The sequence below is a fragment of the Pseudomonas sp. B28(2017) genome, from assembly GCF_002113025.1.
In the GTDB taxonomy this organism is placed as follows: Bacteria; Pseudomonadota; Gammaproteobacteria; order Pseudomonadales; family Pseudomonadaceae; genus Aquipseudomonas.
In genome coordinates, this window is sequence record NZ_NEJH01000007.1 from 85,712 (window position 1) to 109,916 (window position 24,205).

Here is a 24,205-nt window from a genome sequence, read left to right on the forward strand (position 1 = left end):
ATGGATGTTGAATGTGACGGCCTCATCGCGAGCAAGCTCGCTCCCACAGGGGATCCCGGTGATTTCAAGATTGTGTTCACCTGGGCTAAGGTGATTGCAAAGCCACGACCCATCGAGCCTCCATGTCCCTCCTCACCCGCACCCACCCTCGCCTGTCCGCCGCAACGACGCTCGGTATCGCAACGGGTATCCTGGTTCCGGCCGATTCGGTCATCGGCAAAATACTCATCGGCTGGAACGCCGGGGTCTGGACTTACCTGGTCCTGATGTCTTGGCTCGTCGTGCGTTCGAAAGCAACCGATGTGAAACGCATTGCCGAAATCGAGGACGAAAACGCCGGGCTGGTGCTGTTCGTGGTGTGCGTTGCGGCAATTGCCAGCCTGGCAGCCATCACCCTCGAACTGGCCGGCGGCAAAGACCTGGAAACCACCCGCAAACTGCTGCACTACGGCTTCACCGCGTTGACCGTGATCGGTTCGTGGCTGCTGATCGGAGTGATTTTCAGCGTGCACTACGCGCGCCTGTTTTACACCTGGGAAGGCAAGGAGCCGGCACTGCGTTTTGCCGAAGGTCTGACAACACCCAACTACTGGGACTTTTTGTACTTCTCGTTCACCGTCGGCGTGGCGGTGCAGACCTCGGATGTCGGCGTGGCCACTCGTGACTTGCGCAAGATCGTGCTGGCGCAGTCGTTGATCGGTTTTCTGTTCAACACGGCCATTCTCGGGTTCTCGATCAACATCGCCGCCGGGCTGTTCAACTGAAAGCTGCACAAACGTTCTAGGGTTCAAGCCGCTGGCTGCGCTCACCCCGTGCCATGCAACGCTTCAATCGCTGCATGGCGCTGTTGCTGCTGGGTTCGGCATGGTTGAGCGTGCTGGCCTGACGGCCACTTCTCGGTCGTTGTTCGACAATCCATCATCCGGGGCTTGACGGCGAATTGGTTTTTGGTGTCTCCTGAAACCGGTTTCAGCTGGATCTCACGAACCACTCGAACTTATAAATCCAATAAGAAGGTTTCAGACCGTGAACGATTTCTCCGCCGCCCAGCGCAGCCGCGTGACCATGCTCGACGTGGCCGAATACGCCAAAGTCTCCAAGGCCAGCGTTTCGCGGTTCATTGGCGATGATCGCGCCCTGCTCTCCGATGCCATTGCCCAGCGCATCGAACAGGCCATTGCCGAACTCGGCTATCGCCCGAACCAGATGGCCCGGGGCCTGAAACGCGGGCGTACCCGTCTGATCGGCATGCTGGTGGCCGACATCCGTAACCCTTACTCGATAGCCGTGATGCACGGGGTGGAAACCGCCTGCCGCCAGCACGGCTATAGCCTGGTGGTGTGCAACACCGACCGCGACGACGAGCAGGAACGCCAGCACCTGGCCCTGCTGCGCTCGTACAACATCGAAGGCCTGATCGTGAACACCCTCGGTCACCACCCTGACGAATTGCACGAACTGCACCGGGAAATGCCCCTGGTGCTGGTGGATCGCAAGGTCGCGCACCTTGAAAGCGATATGGTCGGGCTGGACAATCCGCAGGCCATCGACATGGCCCTTGACCACCTTGAAGAACGCGGTTATTGCGATGTGTTGCTGGTGACCGAGCCGCTTGATGGCACCAGTTCGCGGATTGAGCGCGTCATCAGTTTCAAGGCGCAAATCGAACAACGACCGGCGCTTCGCGGCACGCACATCGAAACCGGCAGCGAACTGACCGCACAGCTGAAAACCTTCCTCGACACGCCAGGCCCCGGCCCGAAGGCGCTGTTTTGCGCGAACGGCATCGCGGCGCTAGCCGTCACCCATGCCTTGCGTGAACTCAAGTGCAACCTGTTTGAAGACGTCGGCCTGATCGCCCTCGATGATCTGGATTGGTACCCGTTGGTGGGCAGTGGCATTACCGCCCTCGCGCAACCGACCGAGGAGATTGGCGCCAGCGCGTTCGAATGCTTGCTCAAGCGTTTGCGTGGCGATGACGGGCCGGTGCGGACGTTGGATTTTTCGGCGCGGCTGGTTGTGCGGGGGTCGACCCGTGGTTTTTCTCGGTGAATGGTCCGGCCTCATCGCGAGCAAGCCCGCGAAGAGGCCCGAAAGATCAGCACCTATTTTTTTGAACAAAAATGAAACCGGTTTCAGAGGTAAAACAACAATGAACAAACCAGCCGTTTCCATCAGCCTCTCCAGCTACGGCGCCGATCTGGTGCGGCAGCGCGGCCAGGGCAGTTTCATCGAGATTCTCGCCGCCGCCGGCGCCACGCGCATTGAGTGGCGCGAAGAATTACTGACCTCCGAGGACCCCGCTCAACTGGCCGATGCCACTCAAGCAGAAGGCCTTGAGAGTGTGTATTCGTCGCCCCTGGAGCTATGGCTGGCCGGGCAATCCTTGCCCAACCCCGAACTGATCACGGCCCTGCAGCGCGCGCAGGCATTCGGTGCCAGATGGCTGAAGGTGTCGTTGGGCTATTTCACCGACAACTGCGATCTGCAATCCCTCGCCCGCGTGCTGGACGAAAGCGCCGTGCAGCTGCTGGTGGAAAACGACCAGACCCTGCACGGTGGCCGCATTGAACCCTTCGAGCGTTTTTTCGCGGACGTCGAGCAGCACAAGCTGCCAATCGAAATGACCTTCGATATCGGCAATTGGCACTGGCAGGACCAGTGCACCGCAAGCGCTGCACGCCTGCTCGGCCGCTACGTCGGCTACGTGCACTGCAAAGCGGTGACGCGCCGCGCCGACGGCAAACTGGTCGCCATCCCGCCCGCTGCCAGTGACTTCCAGCAGTGGGAGCACCTGTTGTGGCACATGGCCCAAGGCGTGATGCGGGCGGCGGAATATCCGCTGCAGGGCGAAGACCTGGTGCAACTGACCCGCGAACACGTCACCGCCCTCGCCCACCTGGGCCAGTCGCAACTGGAGTGCGCTCATGTCTGAGATCGATATTCTGTCGTTCGGTGAAACCATGGCGATGTTCGTTGCCGAGCACGCTGGCGACCTGGCCGACGTCGACGCCTTCCACAAACGCATTGCCGGAGCCGACAGCAACGTCGCCATTGGCCTGTCTCGACTGGGCTTCAACGTGACATGGCTGAGCCGTGTCGGTGCGGATTCGTTGGGCCGTTTCGTGGTCGACACCCTGGAAAAAGAAGGCCTGGATTGCCGCCACGTCGACATTGACACCGCCCATCCGACCGGTTTTCAACTCAAGTCCCGCACCGACGATGGCAGCGATCCGATGGTCGAGTACTTCCGCCGTGGTTCGGCAGCCAGTCACCTGTCGCCGCACTCGATCGTGCCCGAATTGCTCAAGGCCCGACACCTGCACGCTACCGGCATTCCCCCGGCGCTGTCGGAGTCGGCGCGGCAGATGTCGTTCGAATTGATGACCCGCATGCGCGAGGCCGGGCGCAGCGTGTCCTTCGACCCGAACCTGCGCCCGAGCCTGTGGGCCAGCGAGCGACAAATGATCACTGAAATCAACCGCCTCGCCGCCCTCGCCCACTGGGTGCTGCCGGGGTTGAGCGAAGGTCGCTTGCTGACCGGTTTCGAGGACCCGGCCGACATCGCTGCCTTCTACCTCGACCAGGGCGCTGAAGCCGTGGCGATCAAGCTTGGTCCACACGGGGCGTATTACCGCACGCAGCTGGATGAAGGTTTCGTGGCGGGTGTGCCCGTGGTGACGGTGGTCGACACCGTGGGCGCCGGCGATGGCTTTGCCGTCGGCATGATCAGCGCGCTACTGGAAAACCACAGCATCGCCGACGCCGTAAAGCGCGCCAACTGGATTGGCAGCCGAGCGGTGCAAAGTCGAGGGGATATGGAGGGGTTGCCGACCCGGCCGGAAATGGCCAGCGAATTCGAGGCCGTCTTCGCGAGCAGGCTCGCTCCCACACTGGATCGAATTCCAACGTAATCCCCCGTGGGAGCGAGCCTGCTCGCGAAAAAGCCAGAACAGTCACTGAAGATTCAGAACCGTTACCTGCTGCGACAAAAACAACAAGCTCAGGAGCACCACCATGAAAACCGCAACGCTCGCCACCCGCCGCTGGTGGTACATCATGCCCATCGTGTTCATCACCTACAGCCTGGCGTATCTGGATCGCGCCAACTATGGTTTCGCCGCCGCGTCCGGCATGGCGGCGGACCTGATGATTACACCAGGCCTGTCGTCGATGCTCGGCGCGCTGTTCTTCCTCGGCTACTTTTTCTTCCAGGTGCCGGGAGCGATCTACGCGCAAAAACACAGTGTGAAGAAACTTATTTTCGTCAGCCTGATCCTCTGGGGCAGCCTGGCGACGTTGACCGGGATCGTCTCCAATGCCTACTGGCTGATCGTCATCCGCTTCATGCTCGGCGTGGTCGAAGCGGCAGTGATGCCGGCAATGCTGATCTACCTGTGCCACTGGTTCACCCGTGCCGAACGCTCGCGGGCCAACACCTTCCTGATCCTCGGCAACCCGGTGACCATGCTCTGGATGTCGGTGGTCTCCGGCTATCTGGTGCAGCATTACAGCTGGCGCTGGATGTTCATCATCGAAGGTTTGCCAGCGGTGCTCTGGGCATTCATCTGGTGGCGCCTGGCCGATGATCGTCCGTCGCAAGCCAAGTGGCTCAACGAGCAGGAAAAACAAGACCTGGAAAGCGCCCTGGCCGCCGAGCAGGTCGGTATCAAAGCGGTGAAAAACTACGCCGAAGCGTTCCGCTCGCCAAAAGTCATCCTGCTGGCCCTGCAATTTTTCTGCTGGAGCATCGGCGTCTACGGCTTCGTGCTATGGCTGCCGTCCATCCTCAAGGCCGGTGCGCAGATGGACATGGTCGAGGCCGGCTGGCTCTCGGCGCTGCCTTACCTGGCGGCAGTGATCGGCATGCTGTTGGTGTCCTGGGGTTCGGACAAGCTGCAAAAACGCAAACGCTTCGTCTGGCCGCCGCTGCTGATCGCCTCGATTGCCTTCTACGGTTCCTACGCCCTGGGCGCCGAGCATTTCTGGTGGTCCTACTGCCTGCTGGTGATTGCCGGCGCCTGCATGTACGCGCCTTACGGCCCCTTCTTCGCGATCATTCCGGAAATCCTCCCGGCTAACGTGGCGGGTGGCGCCATGGCGCTGATCAACAGCATGGGCGCGCTCGGTTCGTTCGGCGGCTCCTATCTGGTCGGTTACCTGAACAGCTCCACCGGCTCGCCCGGCGCCTCGTACCTGCTGATGAGCGGTGCGTTGATGCTCTCGGTGGTGCTGACGATTTACCTAAAGCCCGGTGCCAGTGACCGGGAACGCCCCACAGTCGCCCTGACCCGCCGTACTGCGACCCACCGATGAATTGATGTTGAGATGATGCGATGAAAAAGCAGGTCGTTCTGTACAAAAAACTCTCGCCGCCGCTGATGGCTCGCCTGCACGAGCAAGCCCAGGTGACGCTAATCGAAAGCCTCGATGCCCAAGGCCTGGACACACTGCGCGAGGCCCTGCCCCGCGCCCACGGTTTGCTCGGTGCCAGCCTGAAACTGGATGCCGAACTGCTCGACCTGGCGCCTGACCTTGAAGCCATCGCCAGCGTTTCGGTGGGCGTGGACAACTACGACATCGACTACCTGACCGAGCGGCGCATCCTGCTGACCAATACGCCGGACGTGCTCACCGAAACCACCGCCGACACCGGTTTCGCGCTGATCCTGGCAACTGCCCGGCGCGTGGTGGAACTGGCCAACATGGTTCGTGCCGGACAATGGCAACGCAACATCGGCCCCGCGCATTTCGGCAGCGATGTACACGGTAAAACCCTGGGCATCATCGGCATGGGCCGCATCGGCGAGGCACTGGCCCAACGCGGGCATTTCGGTTTTGGCATGCCGGTGATCTATCACAGTCATTCGCCGAAACCTGCGGTCGAGCAGCGCTTCAATGCGCAGTACCGTAGCCTGCCCGAGCTGTTGCAACAGGCCGATTTCATCTGCCTGACCCTGCCGCTGACCGCTGAAACCGAAGGACTGATCGGCACCGAGGAGTTGGCCCTGATGCGCCCGGAGAGCATCTTCATCAATATTTCCCGGGGCAAGGTGGTGGACGAAGCGGCACTGATTCAAGCCTTGCGCGCGGGGCAAATTCGCGCGGCGGGGCTTGATGTGTTTGAACACGAACCGTTGAACCCTGACTCGCCGCTCTTGCAGTTGAACAACGTCGTGGCGACACCGCACATCGGCTCGGCCACTCATGAAACACGCGAGGCCATGGCCAGATGCGCGGTGGACAACCTGTTGGCGGCGCTGGCGGGAGAGCGGCCGGCGAATCTGGTGAATGTTCTTGCGTGGAAGGTTTAAACGATCAGATGTTTTCGCGAGTAGGCTCGCTCCCACATTGGAATGCGTACTCCCGCAGGAGCGGGCTTGCTCGCGATAAGGCCGGCACAGCACCACAACCCTTCAGGCACGCCGCGCCTCCAGCAAGTCCGTCGCACACCGTACGACCCGCCGACATGCATCTGCCAGTTTCGGCCGGTCAACCACCAACCCGATGCGGATATGCCCGGCCGCACTCGGCCCGAACGCTTCACCGGCCAGCACCGAGACGCCGTAGCCCTCCAGCAGTCGCTCGGCGAAGCGCTGGGCCGACAAACCGGTCTGGCGGATATCGACCATCACGAACATACCGCCATCCGGACGAATCGGCCTGAGGCCCTGACATTGGCCCAGGCTTGCACACACCAGGTCACGACGCTGGCGATACTCTTCACGCATCGAGGCCACTTCCGGCAGGTCTCGGTCCAGCGCCAACTGCGCGGCGTTCTGCACGAAATCCGGGATACCGAACAACATGCACAACGACAGGTTAACCAGATGCTCAGTCATGGGTTTCGGCCCGACCACCCAACCCACGCGCCAGCCGCTCATGGCGTGGGATTTGGACAGGCTGTTGATCGTCGCGGTGCGTTCGGCCATGCCTGGCAGGCCAGCCGGGCTGATGTGCTCGCCTTCGTACAACAGATCGCTGTAGACCTCATCGCTGATCAGCCACAGGTCGTGACGCACACAGAGCGAGGCCAGCTCCTGCCAGGTCTTCAGTGGCAAACTGGCCCCGGAGGGATTGTTCGGACTGTTGAGCAAGATGGCGCGGGTTTTCTCCGTGATCCGTGCCGCGACGTCCACCGGATCGACCCGGAAACCGTTTGCAGGACGCACCGCAACGGGCACCACCCTCGCCCCGCACGCGGCGAACACGCCCTCATAGGTCACGTACATCGGCTCGGCGACGATCACTTCATCTCCCGGATCGAGCAGGCATTGCGCGACGGAGTAAATCGCGCACTGCGCCCCCGGGAACACGATCACATGGCCGGCATCCACGACTTGACCGCAGCGCTGGCGATGGCGGCGAGCGATGCTGTTGCGCAGCCCGCGACTGCCACGCACGTCTGCATAATGGGTATCCCCCGCCAGCAAGCTTTCGATGGCAGATTGAACGATGGGTTCAGGGGTATCGAAATCCGGGTCGCCGACCGATAGCAGCAAGATATCGACGCCCTGTTCGCGCATTTGCAACGCACGGTTATGCAGCTGCCAGGCCGCCGCGCCGTCGCCGGCGATTCGTTGGGTCAGGGCTGAATAGCGCATGTCATTCTCCAATCGCGCGAGATCCTGACACAACCCTATCTCAAATCTTGCAGTGCGCCAGCATCGCTCCTGGATCGACGGACGGACACATGGCCATCTGAGCGCAACGACACGTCACGCAGACAGCCGTATGAGCCGATAGTCAAAGATAAAAATTTCATTGAATCAAAGGATTAACTCGCGTGGTCAACATCACGCGATTCGCAGATCCGTCCTACAACCAGCGAGGTAAATGCCGACAGTCTTTTTAAGGCCATCCCACTAAAGTCCTGTACCTGTAATTTGTGACAGGTTCCAAAGTCGCTGAAACGAGATATAACGAGAGCGTCCCTCCAGCCTCTTGTGCTTGGGGACGGCCGTGCGAACCATGCCATCAAGCAGTAGGAAGATTCTGCCGGGCCCACGCCGTCAATGATGATGAATGGGAGATCCGATGATGTACCAAGCCACTACTGTTTCAGGTCGATCCTTGCCAGCTCGCGGCACACCGCCAAGAGCGAACAGTCAACAGCAATTGGTCCAGCTCACGAAACGTGAAAAGGAGTTTTTACAGTGGAGTGAGGCCGGCAAATCTTCATGGGAAATCGCCATGATCGTGGACTGCAGCGAGGCCAATGTTAATTATCACTTCAACAACATCCGCCGAAAGTTCGGTGTGAGTTCGCGCCATCTCGCCGGAAAAATTGCCCGCGAACAAGGCTTGATCCAAGCGCTTTGACTGACATCTCTTCAGCGGTCGGCGCATCATTTGACCCTGTTGAGACTTTCGATGAAGCTGGACCACTCGCTCAAACAAAAAGCCCCTGCCCCCGCCAGTGCCTGTGACGACACGCCTGTGTCTCACGGGCACCCGGCAGCAAAAACGTTACGCATCATTCTCGCCGACGATCATCCCGTGGTGCTGACTGGAATCCAGATGGCCCTCGCCGCTCCTCAGTTCTCGATTGTCGCCAAGGCCCAGAACGCCGATGAGTTGATCCATCACCTGGAACGCACCCCTTGCGACCTGGTGATCAGCGACTACTCGATGCCCGATGGCGGCTTTCCCGATGGTCTGGCGTTGATGGGTTACCTCAAACGGCACTTCGCCGCTATTCCCCTGATTGCGATCACCATGCTGCGCAACCCTTCGCTGCTGCAGGCATTGCTCAACACGGGCGTGAACGGTTTGTTCTACAAACGCAGCCCCTTGTGCGATTTGCACCGGGCGGTGCTGGACGTTGGCAGGGGGCGACGTTATCTGTGTTCTGCCTTTGCGGGGATGCTGGACACTCAGACCCTGCCTGCTTCCGATACTGACGCCTCCTTTGTCGGTCTGTCCGAGCGCGAATTGGAGGTGGTGCGATTGTTTGTGCAGGGATTGTCCGGGCGGCAGATTGCCGCACTGCTCAATCGCAGCGAAAAGACCATCAGCCGACAAAAACGCACCGCCATGGACAAGCTGAGGCTTGACCATGACAGTGCACTGGTGGAGTTTGCGCGGGTTAGTGGGTTATGTGGGTGAAGTCAATCAGAGGGGATCTATCACCTTTGAACTTACAAAGAAGAAGCCTATACCTGCCTTCACCTGGTCGTTGTTTTCGGGCCGTTTCAGGTAAGCGTCGGTGACACCGTCGCGCAGGATTTCAGCGGGGAATAGCAGAAGGTCGTTGGTCTGGTTCAGGCGTGGGGGGGGTTTGTCGATGGTGACATCAACCGGTTCCGATGTACGGGGGGGCGAGCCATTCCAGGGCAGAAGCCGGTAATACAGGGAGTGAACACCTTCACTCAGTTTTGAAACCGGAACCTCCAGCCAGAAATCCTCTCTATTCCCCTCTGTAATGGGGCCGGGAAAAGATTTTGTGTCAACCGGATTCGCTTCATCCCTGTCCCAAATCAATTGAATGACATCAGTTGCATCTTCAGCAGGAGCCGGTTCGCTCCACAAATCGAATTCGACTCGCAGTGCCTGCAACCAGGCATCTTTTGGTAGAAGGTTGGTTTCACCGCCCGGAATCGGAGGGAGCACTCCGATAATCCTGAGAGGTTCAAGACTGGCGGCGAGCCTATTAAACGGTACTGAATTCGTGGTCATGTCTGTTCCCTCACTAAAAAGCGAGCCGGAAGGACTACCGTGAATAGCCATTCCGGCAAGTTGTTTCAAAATAAAACGGCAAGTGGTTTACCCCTCGAATACAGCCGTCACCAATAACTTTCAGAGTGAGAAAAAACAGGGAGCGCTCTAGCGCCCCCTCGGGATCACTCTGTTACCAGCTATACCGCGCCCCCACGTTAGCGCCCCACGGCTGCTCGATCTTGTCGCCATTGCTGTAATCGAAATCTGCATGCACCGAGACCTTGTCAGTCAATGTCATGGCCAGGCCTGCACCCAGTTTTCCACGGGAGCCCGACAGGTCATTGTCGAATACATAATCGTTGACCTTGACCTCATTGCTCTTGGCAAACTCATGCACATAAGCGGCACGTAGATACGGCTGCACCACCTTGCCCTCACCCAGGTTGAAGTTGCGCCCTACCGTCGTACCAACCTCGCCGAGCAACGAGCGGGTACGGTCGCCTTCGGCGGACAAGCCGTTGTCCAGATCGTAATTCTGACCCTCGATAATGACGCCCGACAGTTGGGTGTAAGGCTCAACGAAGTAATCATCAGCCAGCTTGATGTGTCGTCCGAACTCCAGGGACGCACCCACTGCGTTGTTGTCGTAACTGCCTTTGGTCTTCTGGCCGTCGCTGAGGAGTACTTTGGATTCGTTCTGAAACCGGTTGAACTTGAGCACGCCGTCAAAGTAGTAACCGCTCGGCTTATCCAGCCAGGTGGTGTAAGCACCAACGTAGTAACTGTCGACCGTACCACTGGTACCGTGGCTCAAGTCCAGATCGGACTTGCTGTAACCACCCAATAGCCCCACTAGCCACTGCCCGTCGCCCACCGGCAACGGCGCGTCGGCACCGAACGACAATCCCTGCTGGGTTTGTTGGTACGCTACGCCGGAACTGGCACTCACGTCGAACTTGTTGCCATAAGCACGAATCCAGCCACCGGCCTTGCCTTCGTCCATGCGCACTTCGCCCATACGGCTGCGTAGCGTTGTAAGTTCACCGTACCAGACCGTCGGCGCGGTATTGAACAATGCCAGCACCGACTGCGTGCCAGGGCTGACGATTCGCGTGGCGGTGTTGAGGTACCAGTCGTTGTTGCCCTGCTTGATCAGATCGTAGGAAAAGACACCCAAGTCAACCGGACCACCCGCCAGGGAAAAATTGGCATCGCCGGCAGCAACATGAACCACCGCTGTGGAACCAGCCGCCACTGGCTCGGAGCCGCTGCTGTCGAGCGCAATCAGATGGTTGCCGCTGGCTGTCCCGGTAACGGTCAGCGTATCGATCTGACCTGTATTGAAGTTGTTGTGCATGTAAAAGGTGCCGCCGTCGCCAGACAGGTTACCCACCGACAACTTGTAGAATTCCCCCGGATTGCCGAATTGCACACCGCCGCCGTCGAGCTTGAGGTTCGCGACAGTGCTGTCACCGACCAACACCCAACGAGCGTCGCTGTTGACCGCAAGAGTAGAAACATTGCGCAGTTGACCTGTGAGGGTCGAGGCATTCTGCAGGGTGATGTTCGCGGAGGCCCCGGATTCGGCTACGACATCCCCCACCAGATGACTGTTATCGACCGTCATGTTGGCCGTCGACGACCCTTTGACTTCCAGGAGGTTGCCGTTGTCACCGATCAGGGTAGAACCGTTACCCACTTCAATAGTGGCGGTAATTGGCGATAGACCAAAGTCGTTGATAAGAATCGCCGAGCCGCTTTGGCCTACGACTTCCGTATTGTCGAGCACCAGACGTCCGGAGTTCCCCGTGCCTCCGGGCGTAAATAAAACACCATTGCGCCCACTACTAATCTTGCTGTCGGTCGCGGACACCAGGCCATTGGCGATCTGAAGTCCTTGCCCGCTCGTTCCGGTGAGGACAGAGCGGGTTAATTTCAAGTCACTCAAGTTACCCACCACGGCACCGGTCGTCCCCCCTGTGATGACGCTATCGGTGACGGTCGCTGACGAGCCCCGGGGGTTGCTGGCGGCAAAGCCTAGCGACAGGCCCGTGCTTCTACCCGTAACAGTGCTGGTTGCAATGTTCGCACTGGCATCGACTAAATCGACAGCAATGGGGTTGGCCGTGGAGGTCACCGTGGTGCCGTTGAGCGTCAGCGTCGACCCCGTATCAGCCCTGATCTCACGTGTAGTCGCGCCATTGGCCGTCAAGTTGGAATTGTTTCTGAGAAGATAATTATCGGAACTGACATTGCCGTCGATCACTGCTGATTCGTTGTCGAGGATTCTCGCCATCGAGTGGGTACTGACCAGCAAGAACGGCAGGAGGGGTACCCACTTGAGGGAGGCCGATAAAGGATGTGTGAGCAAGGTATTTCTAGTTTTCATCAGGCACCAGATATAGACGATATCAATAATGAGTTCGCAAGAAGCACGGCATTCCTTTGAACTCACAAAGGTGGCAAGACTAGCGACAAGCCGCGAATTGCTCTGTAGGACTTTTCCGAACGTTACGGATAACAATCCGTGCGATTGCGATGGCCGGAGGAAATCCCCTCCGGCCATCGCAAACACGTCAAGGCCTAGGAATTACACAGTGACCATTATTTTCGAATACACCAATAAGCACTCTCACTACATCACTGGCTACTGTTTCACCGCGAACAGTGATGCCATATGCAAACTGACCTCGCCCACCGGAATTCCCTGAACCACCGTAAGTTGGCTTCAGACATTTTTCATAAGGGATAAACCAATTGATGCCGTTTTGTTCCTCAGCAGGGCCTACAGACAGTTCCTCAATCAAACTTGTTCCAGGTATTTCAGTAGTTCCGTCTATCTGGAACGAATTCCAGACTGCAACTACGTGCACGTCGACTTTCAAGTACGTTGAAGGAGGAATATGCACATTGATCCCCCAAGCCCCATTTTTTTCGACCAAATAAGTGCAGTTGATTGGATTCCCTGGGGCAGTGGGCTCCGGAAGATCAACACGCTCAACAGCAACGTCGATCGTTGTACGCAACGACTCCTGCGGGTTAGGGACCCCGTCACGGGTCACCGTGTAATACATTGGCAAATCATCCATCACCGGGGTCTTTTCGATGACAGACCAAGGAATAGTGATCGGAACTTCCTGATTTGGGCTTTCACTACCGGTGACTGTATAAGCTGGACTTACAACTTCACCGTTGTAGACGAGTGTCAACTTGTCACCAGGCAATGGATTATCATATAACTTGATATGCCCCGTTGCATCTTCACCAATATCGCCCACGGCCAACTCGGTCGAGCTGCCACTGAAGCTCTGAAACCTGATGAGCTCCAGTTGATCATTGATCGGCTCAGGATCAGGGTTCTCCGGCCCCGCGATTTCAAAGTTCTGGTTGACGGAGATACTACCTGGAGAGGCTGTAGGGTAATCGCCTCGAAGGACTTTATAGTCAACCGTGACCGTTTGCACTCCTCCTGTCGTAAAGTCATAGGTCTGTTGGAGGACAGACCAAGGCACAGTAATTTTCAATGGGAACGGCTCATGCGCGGCGACGGTCGTGCGGACCTCCAGGTCTTTCCACTGGACCACAATCCCGTCGTTTCGGTCCCAGCCTGTGTATTGCTCGACATGTACCTTTGTAGGACCGGTGATCTCGGCGGCATCAGCACGATCAATCAAACCGTCCGCGGCCAGCGGAACCGAGCATGCTTGCAAATCGTCGGGGAGTACACCCAAGGCGACTGACACAGGCTTTGGCAGCGACATCTCACTGCGATTGCCTGCTTTGTCGAACAAAAAATACACTACATAATGGGTTCTCGAACCTAAGTCCGACACGAATGCTTTGGGGACTGTTACTTTACGATCCGCAGGAAGTAGCTTGAAAACAGCGACAGTGGGAAAGTCCGCTTCATTTTCCGGAACCGTATCCATCCAGAAAACAGCAACTTGAACGAATTCTTTTTTGTCCTCAACAAAGTCCGGAATTTCGCATACGACACCGTCGTCGTTATCCAGAATTTCCGTCGTGATCAACTCTGCAGTAATCATGGCACCCGGTGCGTCAGGTCTGATCGGTCCGGTCCGGTCAATGGTAATGGGCGCTGACGCATGCACTTCTGAAGCGTTCCACATCTTCACGCGGTATCTGAACTGGAAGCTTCCTTCATAGTTTTCAAAAATGGAAAGTGGTATCTCCCTTCTCAGAGGAAAGTCAGAGCCGGGCAGCGTGACGCTGCCAGGTATCTCTTCAGGGACAGCAACAGGCAGATAATCCCCCGAAAAGTTAGGTAACCACTCCAGATACAACGTGTCTGTCGGATCACCCGGTTGGTCAGGTATACGATCCGGCCACTCTGGAATATCAACTTTTATCGGGGCGCCTATTTTTGTAATGGGCATCAATCCGTCAGCATCCCCGGTGATGGCATCAACGATGACAGGCGGCAATAGACCTGCCCGAGAGAACTGTTTGCGATAGTCGATGCGCACCTGTTCAGCCGTTAACTCTTTGTATGAGCTAGCCATGTCTTTCTCTCCGAAGCCGTTTTAGTTCAGCCATGTATGACCACATGGCGTTCAAACCTGCCTGGCAGTTCAATACATGGCTCAACCACTACAAGATGCTTTGCCGTTCTGCCCGGTCATAACAACCTGAACAGATTAAGCGCCGTTTTTTTTGAATGCGATACTGTCAAACTTGACAGGTGGCTGCCTATACAGGGTGCAGTTGGAAATCAGTCCACCAGGTGGTGGATCATATAGAGGGTGCATCGCGTTATGCCCTGCCGGGCATTTCCAACAGCATCATGGTGGCGCAGATCATGACGAACCGGGTGCTGGATCAGATTGATCCGCTCAAGTAGATAACGTCTTAAAGGGTCGTCCGAACGCTCGGGTCGCGTTCGGACGACCTGGGTGTTTTAACCCTTAGCCAACCGCCACACCCGCGCAATATCGCTCGCCCGCTCACGCAACAAACGCGGCGCCTCATTGCAGGCTTGCACCAAAGTCATCGGCCCGCTCGCCAGGGAAAACGCGGCATCGATACCGTGCTCGTACAGCGCCTGATAGCCCTTGCCCAAGGTGCCGGCGATGACGATCACCGGCACGCCCTGTTGCCTGGCAATCCGTGCCACGCCAAACGGTGTTTTCCCACGCAGGGTCTGCGCATCGAAACGCCCTTCTCCGGTGATCACCAGATCGGCATCTTTGATGGCTGCGGCCAGACCGACCAGTTCGGCGACCACTTCCACTCCGGCCTTGAATTGCGCGCCGAGAAACGCCTTGGCGGCAAAGCCCAACCCGCCCGCCGCACCGCTGCCCGGTTCGTCGCGTACGTCCTTGTTCAAGGCGTTGGCACAGTGATCGGCGAAGTGCCCGAGGGCGTGATCGAGCAGTTCGACCTGCTCGGGTGAGGCGCCCTTTTGCGGGCCGAAAATTGCCGATGCACCGTGGGGACCGCACAGCGGGTTGTCGACATCGGCGGCGATGTCGAATCGCACATCCGCCAACCGCGAATCGAGCTCGCTCAGGTCGATGCGAAACAGTTGCGCCAGGGCCAGGCCGCCCGGAGCCAGAGGTTGTCCCTGAGCATCGAACAGCTTCATGCCCAAGGCTTGCATCGCGCCGGCGCCACCGTCATTGGTGGCGCTGCCGCCGATGGCCAGGATGATGCGCTGCGCGCCTTCGTCGAGGGCGAAACGGATCAATTGACCGGTTCCAAAGGTGCTGCTGTTGCAGGCGTCGCGTTGATCGACCGGCACCAATTGCAAACCGCTGGCTTCGGCCATTTCGATGATCGCGGTGCGGCTATCAGGCAACCACCCCATCTTCGCATGGGCTGTATCTCCGAGGGGGCCGCGTACTTCGGCACGGTGCTGCTCGCCTCCACACGCCGCCAGCACGGCTTCGACGGTGCCCTCCCCGCCATCGGCCATCGGGCATTTGATCAACTGCGCATCAGGCCAGACTTCAGCCAGGCCAAGGGCAATGGCATCGGCCACGCCCTGGGCGCTGAGGCTGTCCTTGAACGAATCGGGGGCAATCACGATTTTCATGGGAATTCTCCAGTTCCAATACCACCCATGCTGCCAGCCGCCCTGCACAATAACGCCGGTCCGCTGCACAAGCGGTGTTGAGGATTATTGTTCATTTCCACAAAACCCGAGGCAGACGTTTCACCTGTAGGAGCGAGCTTGCTCGCGATGGAGGGAAACGATGACGCGGGAAATCAGACTTACCGTGGCGTCCTCTGGTTTTTCGCGAGCAAGCTCGCTCCTACAGGGGGATTTTGTCGCTCACGAAATTGAGTCTGACTCGGGCAGCAGTTGCACGCCCAGATACAACGCAAGCATGCCGTCGAGACGCAACGGATCAACCCCACTGAGTTCGGCAATTCGTTCCATGCGGTAGCGCAAGCTGTTGCGATGAATCCCCAGCGCTTCAGCACAGGCCTGGCTCTGGCCGTCGTGTTCGCACCAGCTGCGCAGGGTGGCCAGTAATTGACCGTTGCTGTCCTTGGCGATGACTTTGCGCAGCGGGTTGAGCAGTTCGTCCAGTGCATCGTCGTTGCGATGACGCCAGAGCATCACCGGCAATCGATAGCGATTGAGCGTCAGCAATCGGGAGCGCGGCAGCACTTCGCGCCCGTAGGCCAGCAAGTCACCGACCCGGCGATAGCAGCGACGCAATCCGGAAAGTCCATCGGCCTGCCCACCCACGGCAATGCGCAGGATGTTCCAACCCAGGCCGTCGAGTTTGTCCAGCAAGCGCTCGTTCTCGACCGACTGGCTGGCCGGTCGGCACCAGAGCAATGAGGTTTTGGCCGAACTCACGCACCAACTGTCGGGGTAGCGCGAGGTGAGCCAGGCGCTGAGTGCTTCGACGGTTTGCCCTGGCCCGTGCTCCAGGCCCAGTTCGAACAAGTACGGCACCCGGGTCAATTGCGGTTTGAGCCCCAGCTGTTGCGCCTCGTCGATCAACCGCGGCGAGCTTGCGGCATCGCTGAGCAGCAACGCCAGCAGATCATCGCATCGCTGGCGCCGCCACTGCTGCTCGGCTTGTTGATTGCGCTGCCCCACCAGCATCTCTGCGGTCATGCGCACCAGCTCGGCATAGGTGCGCAATTGCTCGGGTTCGCCGGTGATACCCAGTACGCCGATCAAGCGCTGATCGAGCATCAGCGGCAAGTTGATGCCCGGCTGCACACCTTTGAGGTGGATCGCCGTTTGCGCATCGATCTCCACCACGCGGCCGTTGGCCAATACCAGTTGCGCGCCTTCATGCCGGGTATTGACCCGCTCCGGTTCACCACTGCCGAGAATCAACCCCTGGCTGTCCATGACATTGACGTTGTACGGCAGGATGGCCATTGCCCGGTCGACGATGTCCTGCGCCAGGTCGTGATCGAGTTCGAACATAGTGGTGATCCTTTCAAGCGTGGTAGAGGGGCGGTTGTTCAGCCGCACAGGCCTCGCGAACAAACCCTGTGCTCAGGCACAAAGACAGCCACCCTGAGGGTGGCCGAGACTCTCAGGGCGATCAACGTTACCCTTTGCATCGCAAAAAATCATAATAAAGAGAGAGCCCGCCATGTCACAGAGCGCCGCTGCTACCCAGGCCATCGTTGACGAAAAAAATGCCGTCTACAAACGCATTACCCTGCGTTTGATTCCCTTCATCTTCATCTGCTACCTGTTCAACTACCTCGACCGGGTGAACGTTGGATTCGCCAAGCTGCAGATGCTCGACGCGCTGAAATTCAGCGAAACCGTCTACGGCCTCGGGGCCGGGATATTCTTCATCGGCTACGTACTGTGCGGTGTACCGAGCAACCTGGCACTGACCCGATTCGGCCCGCGGCGCTGGATCGCGCTGATGATGATCACCTGGGGTACGTTGTCGACTTGCCTGTTGTTCGTCACCACGCCGACCGAGTTCTACACCTTGCGTCTGTTCACCGGTGCGGCCGAAGCCGGGTTCTTTCCCGGCGTGGTGCTGTACCTCTCGCAGTGGTTCCCGACCTTCCGCCGTGGCCGCATCATGGCGCTGTTCATGTCGGCGATCCCGGTCTCCGGCCTGCTCGGCAGTCCGTTCTCCGGATGGATCCTCAACCATTTCGCCGCTGGCCAGGGTGGTTTGGCGGGCTGGCAGTGGATGTTCCTGCTGCAAGGCATTCCGACCGTGATCCTCGGTACACTGGCTTATTTCCTGCTCAGCGACAGTTACGCCAATGCGAAATGGCTGACCCCGTTCGAGCGTTCGGTGCTGGAAGCCGACCACGCCGAAGACCGCGCCAACAAACCGAAAACCACCACCGACTCGCTGCTGGCGGTATTCAAGAACCCGGCGATCTGGGCGTTTGGCCTGATCTATTTCTGCATCCAGAGCGGTGTCTACGCGATCAACTTCTGGCTGCCGTCGATCATCAAGAACCTGGGCTTCGGCGATAACCTGGTGATTGGCTGGTTGAGTGCGATTCCGTACCTGCTGGCGGCGGTCTTCATGTTGTTTGTCGGCCGCTCGGCAGACCTGCGCAAAGAGCGTCGCTGGCATTTGGTGGTGCCGATGCTGATGGGCGCCCTGGGCCTGCTGATCGCGGTGAACTTCGCCGCCAACCCGACCATCGCCATCCTCGGCCTGAGCCTCGCCACCATGGGCGCCCTCACCGGTCTGCCGATGTTCTGGCCGGTGCCGACCGCGATGCTCAGTGCTGGCGCTGCGGCCGGTGGCCTGGCGTTGATCAACTCCATGGGCCAGATGGCCGGGTTCCTCAGCCCGTATCTGGTGGGTTGGGTCAAGGACAGCACCGGTTCGACCGATGCGGCGCTGTACCTGCTGGCGGGTGTGATTGTCTGCGGCAGTCTGCTGGCGTTGCGCATGACCCGGACCCTGCGCGCCTGATCAACGAAGCACCTATGTGAGAGCGAGCCTGCTCGCGAATACGGTTTTACATTCAACATTGATGTTGGCTGTGACGCAGTCTTCGCGAGCAGGCTCGCTCCCACATTTGGCTCTGCGGTGATAAATAAATCAGTTTGCCCCGGGCAGTTGTTCTGGTATCTGATTGAGCCTTTCCCACTGGTAAAAGGATTTGCTCATGAGCTACCGCACGCTGGGTCATTCGGGTCTACAGGTGTCCACCCTGACCCTGGGCACCATGATGTTCGGCGAACAGACCAGCACCGAAGATTCCCTGCGGATCATCGACAAGGCCTGGGACCAGGGCATCAACTTCATCGACACCGCCGACGTCTACACCAACGGCCGTTCCGAGGAGATCGTCGGCGAGGCCATCGCCAGCCGCCGCAACGAATGGGTGCTGGCCACCAAGGTCGGCTTCGGTCCCCTGGACGGTGTCCCCAACCGCAGCGGCCTGAGCCGCAAGCATCTGTTCAACGGCATCGATGCCAGCCTGACGCGCCTGGGCACCGACTACCTCGACATCTATTACCTGCACCGCGAAGACCACAATACGCCGCTGGATGTCACGGTGTCGGCCATCGGCGATCTGATTCGCCAAGGCAAGATCCGCTATTGGGGCCTGTCGAACTACCGTGGCTGGCGCATCGCCGAAGTCATCCGCGTGGCCGACAAACTTGGCGTTGACCGGCCGGTGATCAGCCAGCCGCTATACAACATCGTCAACCGCCAGGCTGAAACCGAGCAGATCACGGCTGCGCAAGACTACGGTCTCGGCGTGGTGCCCTACAGCCCGCTGGCGCGCGGGGTGCTCAGCGGCAAATACGCACCGGACGTGAAACCGGACGCCAACAGCCGTGCCGGGCGGGCAGACAAACGCATCCTGGAAACCGAATGGCGCGTCGAGTCCCTGCGCATCGCCCAGCAAATCCAGCAATACACTCAGGAACGCGGCGTAGGCATCATCGAGTTCGCGATTGCCTGGGTGCTGAACAACAGCGCCGTGACCTCAGCCATTGTCGGGCCGCGTACCGAAGTGCAGTGGGACGCCTACACTAAGGCGCAGACGGTGAAGATTACGACCGATGACGAGGCGTTCATCGATTCTCTGGTGACACCAGGGCATGCATCGACACCGGGGTTCAATGACGTGAGCCATTTTGTCTCGGGCCGCAGACCTTTTCTGTAGGAGCAAGCTCGCTCTACAGGGTGGATGTTGCAAATATTGATCAGTTGGTCGGTATTCACCACAAAAACCACGTATCCTCCGCCCCCCGTTTCACGTTCGACCTCGCGAGGACAGCTTGTCTAAAGGTATCGCTCTATCGGTAACAGCCTCGGTGCTTTTTGCCGTCATGTATTACTACACGTCGCTGCTCACCCCCTTGAGCGGTGTGGAAATCTTCGGTTGGCGCATGCTGCTGACCGTGCCGTGCATGACCGTGTTCATGGTGTTGTCCGGCGAATGGAAGCGCGTGCTGGAGATCGTTCGGCGGGTCATTGCCAATCCGAAACTGATGGGCGCGCTGATCGCCTCCTCCGCCCTGCTTGGCGTGCAATTGTGGCTGTTCATGTGGGCGCCACTGAACGGTTACAGCCTGGATGTGTCCCTCGGTTATTTCCTGCTGCCGCTGACCATGGTCCTGACCGGGCGTATCGCCTATGGCGAACGCCTGTCCTATCTGCAGAAAGTCGCCGTGGTGTTCGCCTGCCTGGGCGTGATCAACGAGGTGTATCAGGTCGGTGGTTTTTCCTGGGCGACCTTGCTGGTCTGCGTGGGTTATCCGACCTACTTCGTGCTGCGTAAACGGCTGGCAGCAGACAATCTCGGCGGCTTGTGGCTGGACATGGCGTTGACGCTACCGGTGGCGATCTGGTTCGTTCAGAGCGGCGTACAAGGTTTCGGGGTGTTTGACCAGCATCCATGGTTGTCGCTGCTGATCCCGATGCTTGGCGTGATCAGCGCGTCGGCGCTGGTGGTCTACATCATTGCCAGCCGCCTGCTGCCGTTCAGCCTGTTCGGCTTGTTGAGCTACGTCGAACCGGTGTTGCTGCTGGGCGTGGCGCTGTTGTTGGGAGAGAGCATCAAGGCCGGCGAATGGCTGACCTACATCCCGATCTGGATGGCCGTGCTGGTGCTGGTGTTCGAAGGGTTCAAGCATCTGGTCCGGCAACGCAGACCTTAATCACCGACACAAAACAAATAAATGTGGGAGCGAGCCTGCTCGCGAAAGCAGTCGATCAGTCAACTCCATGTTGAAGCTGAAGACGCATTCGCGAGCAGGCTCGCTCCCACAGTTTTTTACAGCGTCAACAGATTAGTCAGTGGAGAGAACACCACGACGAACCTGGTCACGCTCGATCGATTCGAACAGAGCCTTGAAGTTGCCTTCGCCGAAACCATCGTCGCCCTTGCGCTGGATGAACTCGAAGAACACCGGCCCCATCAGGGTTTCCGAGAAGATCTGCAGCAACAGGCGCTTGTCGCCCGACTCAGACGAACCATCGAGCAGGATGCCCCGTGCCTGCAGTTCGCCCACCGGCTCGCCATGGTTCGGCAAACGGCCTTCGAGCATTTCATAGTAGGTGTCTGGCGGCGCGGTCATGAAGCGCATGCCGATGCTTTTCAGGTGATCCCAGGTCTTCACCAGGTCGTCGGACAGGAAAGCAACGTGCTGGATGCCCTCGCCGTTGAACTGCATCAGGAACTCTTCGATCTGCCCGGCGCCCTTGGACGACTCTTCGTTCAACGGAATGCGGATCATGCCATCGGGTGCGGTCATGGCCTTGGAGGTCAGGCCGGTGTACTCGCCCTTGATGTCGAAGTAGCGGATTTCGCGGAAATTGAACAACTTCTCGTAGAAGTTGGCCCAGTAGGCCATGCGACCGCGATACACGTTGTGGGTCAGGTGATCGATGATCTTCAGGCCAGCACCGACCGGGTGGCGGTCAACGCCTTCGAGGAACACGAAGTCGATGTCATAGATCGAGTTGCCTTCACCGAAACGGTCGATCAGGTACAGCGGCGCCCCCCCGATGCCTTTGATCGCCGGCAGGTTCAGTTCCATCGGACCGGTTTCAATGTGGATCGGCTGGGCGCCGAGTTCCAGGGCGCGCTTGTAGGCTTTTTGCGAATCCTTGACGCGAAACGCCATGCCGCACACCGACGGACCGTGCTCGGCCGCGAAGTACGAGGCCACGCTGTGGGGTTCATTGTTGAGGATCAGGTTGATCGCGCCCTGGCGATACAGGTGCACGTCCTTGGAACGGTGGGTCGCCACCTTGGTGAAGCCCATGATCTCGAAGATCGGCTCCAGGGTATTGGGGGTCGGCGATGCGAACTCGATGAATTCAAAGCCCATCAGGCCCATTGGGTTTTCGTATAAATCTGCCATGGTTGGCGCCTCATCATGCTTTTAGAATTAACAGCTGAAATTAACAAATGTCAGTTGCTGGCAATGCTGAGACCGGTGGGTGGCGCACAGGAGATGCCCCGCACACTGCGGGCGAGAAAATCACCGTAGATCAGTTGGAACCCGAATATCTTCATTATCGACCCAAGGCTCTTGCGGGCGAGGCTTCTGCTGCCAGAAGACGATTATTATTGTATGCGTAACCTGATTCTACACAGCGTAAATCGATTTGTCCGCCTTCTGTATCAAATCCCCTTTTTCCTTGCCCGCGCAAGGGGTTTATTGCAGAGGAAAATCCCCGCCAGTATCAGCCCGCCACCCAGGAACATGGCCAGCGTCAGCGGCTCATCCAGCAGCAGCGCGCCCAGGATCACCGCCGTCAACGGGTTCAGGGCAATGAACACCCCGGAACGCGTCGCACCGATTTTGCGAATGCCGTCGTAATAGCCAATGTACGCCAACGCCGATCCCAGCACGCCCAGGTACAAAAGACTCAACCATTGCTGTACCCCCAGGTGGGCGATCGCGACAACATTAACCTGACCACGGACGATGCAGGTCATCCAGAGCATGGCGGTGCCCAGCAGAATCGAATACGTCACTGTTTGCACCGGCCCCAGGCTCTGGTTCAGCTCTCTGGAGCACAGCGAGTAGATGCCCCAGCCAAGGACGCAGCCGAAAATCAGCAGATCGCCGAGCCAGGCGTCGGCTCCACCGGCCAACAATTGCGGGTTGCGACTGACGATCACCAGGCTTGCGCCAGCGATGCAGATCGCAATGCCGACGACTTTCGCCCGGTTCAAACGCTCCTTGAACAGCAGCCAGGAAGCCAGGCCGATCACGGCCGGGTTCAGTGCCACGATCAAGGATGCCCGTGAAGCGTTGATGTACTGCAAGCCATAAAAGAAGCACAGGCTGTAAAAAAAGATCCCGAAAAAGCCAAGCAATGACAATTGCAGCCATTGCCGGACGTTGGGCCGGGCCAGCGGTATCCGCGCCAGGCGCACAAACAGTAGCAACGCCACGCTGGCCAGCAGGAACCGCAGGCTGGCAGCCAGCAGCGGGCTGAGGCTGCCGGCCAGATAGCGTCCGGCAACGAAGGTGCCACCCCACACCATGGTGACCGCCGCCAGTTTTAGATACACCGGTAGATCCGATGGTTTTGACAGGGTTTGCTCGCAGATCGTCATAAGACTCCAGGGCCGGATGTCGGGGAGATGACGTATCATTCCGCTAATACTTGATCATCGTAAAATGAGTAAACACTCATGACCCTCTCTCAACTGGAGATTTTCTCCATCGTGGCCGAACTCCACGGCTTCACGGCGGCGGCCAATCGCCTGGGTATTTCCCAATCGGCGGTGTCCCATGCCTTGAAGTCCCTGGAGCAGGAATTGGGTGTCGAGTTGTTGCGCCGGCATCAATCCCGGGTCGAGCCAAGCGACATTGGCCAGCAGTTGTTGCTGCGCGCCCGAGCGATGCTGGGCCTGGCCAACACCCTGCGCCAGGAAGCGGCCGATGCACGGGGCATGAAACGCGGCACGCTGCGTATCGGCTCCTTCGGCCCGACCTCATCGATCAAGTTGCTGCCGTTGATTCTGCAGCAGTACCGCGCCGCCCATCCCGGCATCGAGGTGCATATCGACGAAGGCCCCGACCGCCAGGTACTCCAGTGGCTGGAGGAACGACGGATCGACATCGGCTTTGTGGTGTTGCCCGAGGAGCGTTTCGACACGGTCGCATTGATCGAAGACCAAATGGTCGCACTGCTGCCCGCCAGCCACCCGCTGACGGCTTACGACAGCCTGGGCCTGAAGGATCTGTGTCATGCCCCATTTGTGCTGACCGAGGCCGGTTCTTCCGAGCTGGTTTCACGCCTGTTCACCGAGGCCCGACTGACGCCCAACATCCGTTATCGCTGCTCGCAGTTGATCAGCACCCTGGATGTTGTCGCGCGTGGCGACGGGGTGACGGTGGTTGCCGAAGGTTCATTGCCCAATCAGATTGACAGCCGCTGCGTGAAAAAACCGCTGTCGCCAGCGGTGTTGCGCCAGGTCGGCCTGGCAGTACTCGATCGACGCCAGGCATCACCCGCGACGCTGGCCTTTATCAATCTGGCCAAAAGCCTTGACTTCCATTGCGCAGCATAACCGCCAAGGGCCAACTATCATGGCCCATACCCGAACTCTTCATGGGAGGCATATTGCCCCGCCA

20 protein-coding genes and 1 pseudogene are annotated in these 24,205 nt (G+C 58.7%); 13 read left to right on the forward strand and 8 right to left on the reverse strand.

Annotated elements, in window-relative coordinates; all coding sequences use genetic code 11:
- Positions 1–122 precede the first annotated feature (122 nt).
- The 7 genes and pseudogenes from CAF65_RS18465 (at position 123) to CAF65_RS18490 (ending at position 6,314) form a co-directional block, all read left to right on the forward strand.
- Positions 123–764 (forward strand): DUF1345 domain-containing protein, encoded by a 642-nt coding sequence (locus CAF65_RS18465; protein ID WP_085717572.1) that lies wholly within the window; start codon positions 123–125, stop codon positions 762–764.
- 20 nt (positions 765–784) lie between these two features.
- A pseudogene (locus CAF65_RS28785) lies at positions 785–886 on the forward strand (LysE family translocator); the annotation flags it as partial.
- Between the two features lie 140 nt (positions 887–1,026).
- Entirely contained in the window at positions 1,027–2,052 is a 1,026-nt protein-coding gene (locus CAF65_RS18470; protein ID WP_085717573.1) for a LacI family DNA-binding transcriptional regulator, read from the forward strand.
- Between the two features lie 100 nt (positions 2,053–2,152).
- A complete protein-coding gene (locus CAF65_RS18475) occupies positions 2,153–2,935 on the forward strand; it encodes a sugar phosphate isomerase/epimerase (RefSeq protein ID WP_085717574.1) in 783 nt (260 codons plus the stop codon).
- A complete protein-coding gene (locus CAF65_RS18480; RefSeq protein WP_085717575.1) occupies positions 2,928–3,914 on the forward strand; it encodes a sugar kinase in 987 nt (328 codons plus the stop codon). The genes CAF65_RS18475 and CAF65_RS18480 overlap by 8 nt, the downstream gene beginning before the upstream one ends.
- A gap of 103 nt (positions 3,915–4,017) precedes the next feature.
- The gene (locus CAF65_RS18485) at positions 4,018–5,316 is read left to right on the forward strand and encodes an MFS transporter (protein WP_085717576.1); all 1,299 of its coding nucleotides are present in this window, start codon (positions 4,018–4,020) and stop codon (positions 5,314–5,316) included.
- 20 nt (positions 5,317–5,336) lie between these two features.
- Complete coding sequence (locus tag CAF65_RS18490; protein ID WP_085717577.1) at positions 5,337–6,314, forward strand: D-glycerate dehydrogenase; 978 nt, start codon at positions 5,337–5,339, stop codon at positions 6,312–6,314.
- Positions 6,315–6,416: 102 nt separating this feature from the next.
- On the opposite strand, the gene CAF65_RS18495 is transcribed toward CAF65_RS18490, so the two are convergent.
- Entirely contained in the window at positions 6,417–7,604 is a 1,188-nt protein-coding gene (locus tag CAF65_RS18495) for a pyridoxal phosphate-dependent aminotransferase (protein WP_085717578.1), read from the reverse strand.
- A 433-nt stretch (positions 7,605–8,037) separates the two neighbouring features.
- Here CAF65_RS18495 and CAF65_RS18500 point away from each other — a divergent pair, with 433 nt between their 5' ends.
- Together CAF65_RS18500 and CAF65_RS18505 are read left to right on the forward strand one after the other, a co-directional pair.
- Entirely contained in the window at positions 8,038–8,322 is a 285-nt protein-coding gene (locus CAF65_RS18500; protein WP_305880158.1) for a LuxR family transcriptional regulator, read from the forward strand.
- A gap of 51 nt (positions 8,323–8,373) precedes the next feature.
- Entirely contained in the window at positions 8,374–9,108 is a 735-nt protein-coding gene (locus CAF65_RS18505) for a response regulator transcription factor (RefSeq protein ID WP_085717579.1), read from the forward strand.
- A gap of 6 nt (positions 9,109–9,114) precedes the next feature.
- Here CAF65_RS18505 and CAF65_RS18510 read toward each other — a convergent pair whose 3' ends face one another.
- The 5 genes from CAF65_RS18510 to CAF65_RS18530 all read right to left on the reverse strand — a co-directional run bounded on the left by CAF65_RS18510 (position 9,115) and on the right by CAF65_RS18530 (position 17,077).
- Positions 9,115–9,678, reverse strand: coding sequence for a hypothetical protein (locus CAF65_RS18510; RefSeq protein WP_085717580.1), 564 nt, complete (start codon positions 9,676–9,678; stop codon positions 9,115–9,117).
- Positions 9,679–9,850: 172 nt separating this feature from the next.
- Entirely contained in the window at positions 9,851–12,049 is a 2,199-nt protein-coding gene (locus CAF65_RS18515; RefSeq protein WP_085717581.1) for an autotransporter outer membrane beta-barrel domain-containing protein, read from the reverse strand.
- A 187-nt stretch (positions 12,050–12,236) separates the two neighbouring features.
- Positions 12,237–14,183 (reverse strand): hypothetical protein, encoded by a 1,947-nt coding sequence (locus tag CAF65_RS18520; protein WP_085717582.1) that lies wholly within the window; start codon positions 14,181–14,183, stop codon positions 12,237–12,239.
- A 395-nt stretch (positions 14,184–14,578) separates the two neighbouring features.
- Positions 14,579–15,715, reverse strand: a complete 1,137-nt coding sequence (locus tag CAF65_RS18525; protein WP_085717583.1) for a glycerate kinase — start codon at positions 15,713–15,715, stop codon at positions 14,579–14,581.
- Between the two features lie 240 nt (positions 15,716–15,955).
- On the reverse strand, positions 15,956–17,077 hold the full coding sequence (locus tag CAF65_RS18530; RefSeq protein ID WP_085717584.1) for a sugar diacid recognition domain-containing protein: 1,122 nt from the start codon (positions 17,075–17,077) through the stop codon (positions 15,956–15,958).
- Positions 17,078–17,249: 172 nt separating this feature from the next.
- Here CAF65_RS18530 and CAF65_RS18535 point away from each other — a divergent pair, with 172 nt between their 5' ends.
- The 3 genes from CAF65_RS18535 (at position 17,250) to rarD (ending at position 20,764) form a co-directional block, all read left to right on the forward strand.
- On the forward strand, positions 17,250–18,560 hold the full coding sequence (locus CAF65_RS18535) for an MFS transporter (protein WP_085717585.1): 1,311 nt from the start codon (positions 17,250–17,252) through the stop codon (positions 18,558–18,560).
- A gap of 196 nt (positions 18,561–18,756) precedes the next feature.
- The gene (locus tag CAF65_RS18540) at positions 18,757–19,767 is read left to right on the forward strand and encodes an aldo/keto reductase (protein WP_085717586.1); all 1,011 of its coding nucleotides are present in this window, start codon (positions 18,757–18,759) and stop codon (positions 19,765–19,767) included.
- 115 nt (positions 19,768–19,882) lie between these two features.
- Entirely contained in the window at positions 19,883–20,764 is an 882-nt protein-coding gene (gene rarD, locus CAF65_RS18545; protein ID WP_085717587.1) for an EamA family transporter RarD, read from the forward strand.
- Positions 20,765–20,896: 132 nt separating this feature from the next.
- Here the strand turns inward: rarD and hppD are convergent, their stop codons facing one another.
- Both hppD and CAF65_RS18555 read right to left on the reverse strand, forming a co-directional pair.
- On the reverse strand, positions 20,897–21,973 hold the full coding sequence (gene hppD, locus CAF65_RS18550; RefSeq protein ID WP_085717588.1) for a 4-hydroxyphenylpyruvate dioxygenase: 1,077 nt from the start codon (positions 21,971–21,973) through the stop codon (positions 20,897–20,899).
- Between the two features lie 263 nt (positions 21,974–22,236).
- Complete coding sequence (locus tag CAF65_RS18555; protein ID WP_085717589.1) at positions 22,237–23,181, reverse strand: DMT family transporter; 945 nt, start codon at positions 23,179–23,181, stop codon at positions 22,237–22,239.
- A gap of 78 nt (positions 23,182–23,259) precedes the next feature.
- On the opposite strand from CAF65_RS18555, the gene CAF65_RS18560 reads away from it, so the two are divergent.
- Positions 23,260–24,141, forward strand: coding sequence for a LysR family transcriptional regulator (locus CAF65_RS18560; RefSeq protein ID WP_085717590.1), 882 nt, complete (start codon positions 23,260–23,262; stop codon positions 24,139–24,141).
- Positions 24,142–24,205 lie beyond the last annotated feature (64 nt).

Coding starts and splice junctions, on each gene's coding strand:
- CAF65_RS18535 (WP_085717585.1), top strand. CDS start 17,250: ATGTCACAGAGCGCCGCTGCTACCCAGGCCATCGTTGACGAAAAAAAT.
- CAF65_RS18505 (WP_085717579.1), top strand. CDS start 8,374: ATGAAGCTGGACCACTCGCTCAAACAAAAAGCCCCTGCCCCCGCCAGT.
- CAF65_RS18510 (WP_085717580.1), bottom strand. CDS start 9,678: ATGACCACGAATTCAGTACCGTTTAATAGGCTCGCCGCCAGTCTTGAA.
- CAF65_RS18555 (WP_085717589.1), bottom strand. CDS start 23,181: ATGACGATCTGCGAGCAAACCCTGTCAAAACCATCGGATCTACCGGTG.
- CAF65_RS18490 (WP_085717577.1), top strand. CDS start 5,337: ATGAAAAAGCAGGTCGTTCTGTACAAAAAACTCTCGCCGCCGCTGATG.
- CAF65_RS18465 (WP_085717572.1), top strand. CDS start 123: ATGTCCCTCCTCACCCGCACCCACCCTCGCCTGTCCGCCGCAACGACG.
- CAF65_RS18540 (WP_085717586.1), top strand. CDS start 18,757: ATGAGCTACCGCACGCTGGGTCATTCGGGTCTACAGGTGTCCACCCTG.
- hppD (WP_085717588.1), bottom strand. CDS start 21,973: ATGGCAGATTTATACGAAAACCCAATGGGCCTGATGGGCTTTGAATTC.
- CAF65_RS18520 (WP_085717582.1), bottom strand. CDS start 14,183: ATGGCTAGCTCATACAAAGAGTTAACGGCTGAACAGGTGCGCATCGAC.
- CAF65_RS18475 (WP_085717574.1), top strand. CDS start 2,153: ATGAACAAACCAGCCGTTTCCATCAGCCTCTCCAGCTACGGCGCCGAT.
- CAF65_RS18480 (WP_085717575.1), top strand. CDS start 2,928: ATGTCTGAGATCGATATTCTGTCGTTCGGTGAAACCATGGCGATGTTC.
- CAF65_RS18485 (WP_085717576.1), top strand. CDS start 4,018: ATGAAAACCGCAACGCTCGCCACCCGCCGCTGGTGGTACATCATGCCC.
- CAF65_RS18560 (WP_085717590.1), top strand. CDS start 23,260: ATGACCCTCTCTCAACTGGAGATTTTCTCCATCGTGGCCGAACTCCAC.
- CAF65_RS18500 (WP_305880158.1), top strand. CDS start 8,038: ATGATGTACCAAGCCACTACTGTTTCAGGTCGATCCTTGCCAGCTCGC.
- CAF65_RS18525 (WP_085717583.1), bottom strand. CDS start 15,715: ATGAAAATCGTGATTGCCCCCGATTCGTTCAAGGACAGCCTCAGCGCC.
- CAF65_RS18495 (WP_085717578.1), bottom strand. CDS start 7,604: ATGCGCTATTCAGCCCTGACCCAACGAATCGCCGGCGACGGCGCGGCG.
- CAF65_RS18530 (WP_085717584.1), bottom strand. CDS start 17,077: ATGTTCGAACTCGATCACGACCTGGCGCAGGACATCGTCGACCGGGCA.
- CAF65_RS18515 (WP_085717581.1), bottom strand. CDS start 12,049: ATGAAAACTAGAAATACCTTGCTCACACATCCTTTATCGGCCTCCCTC.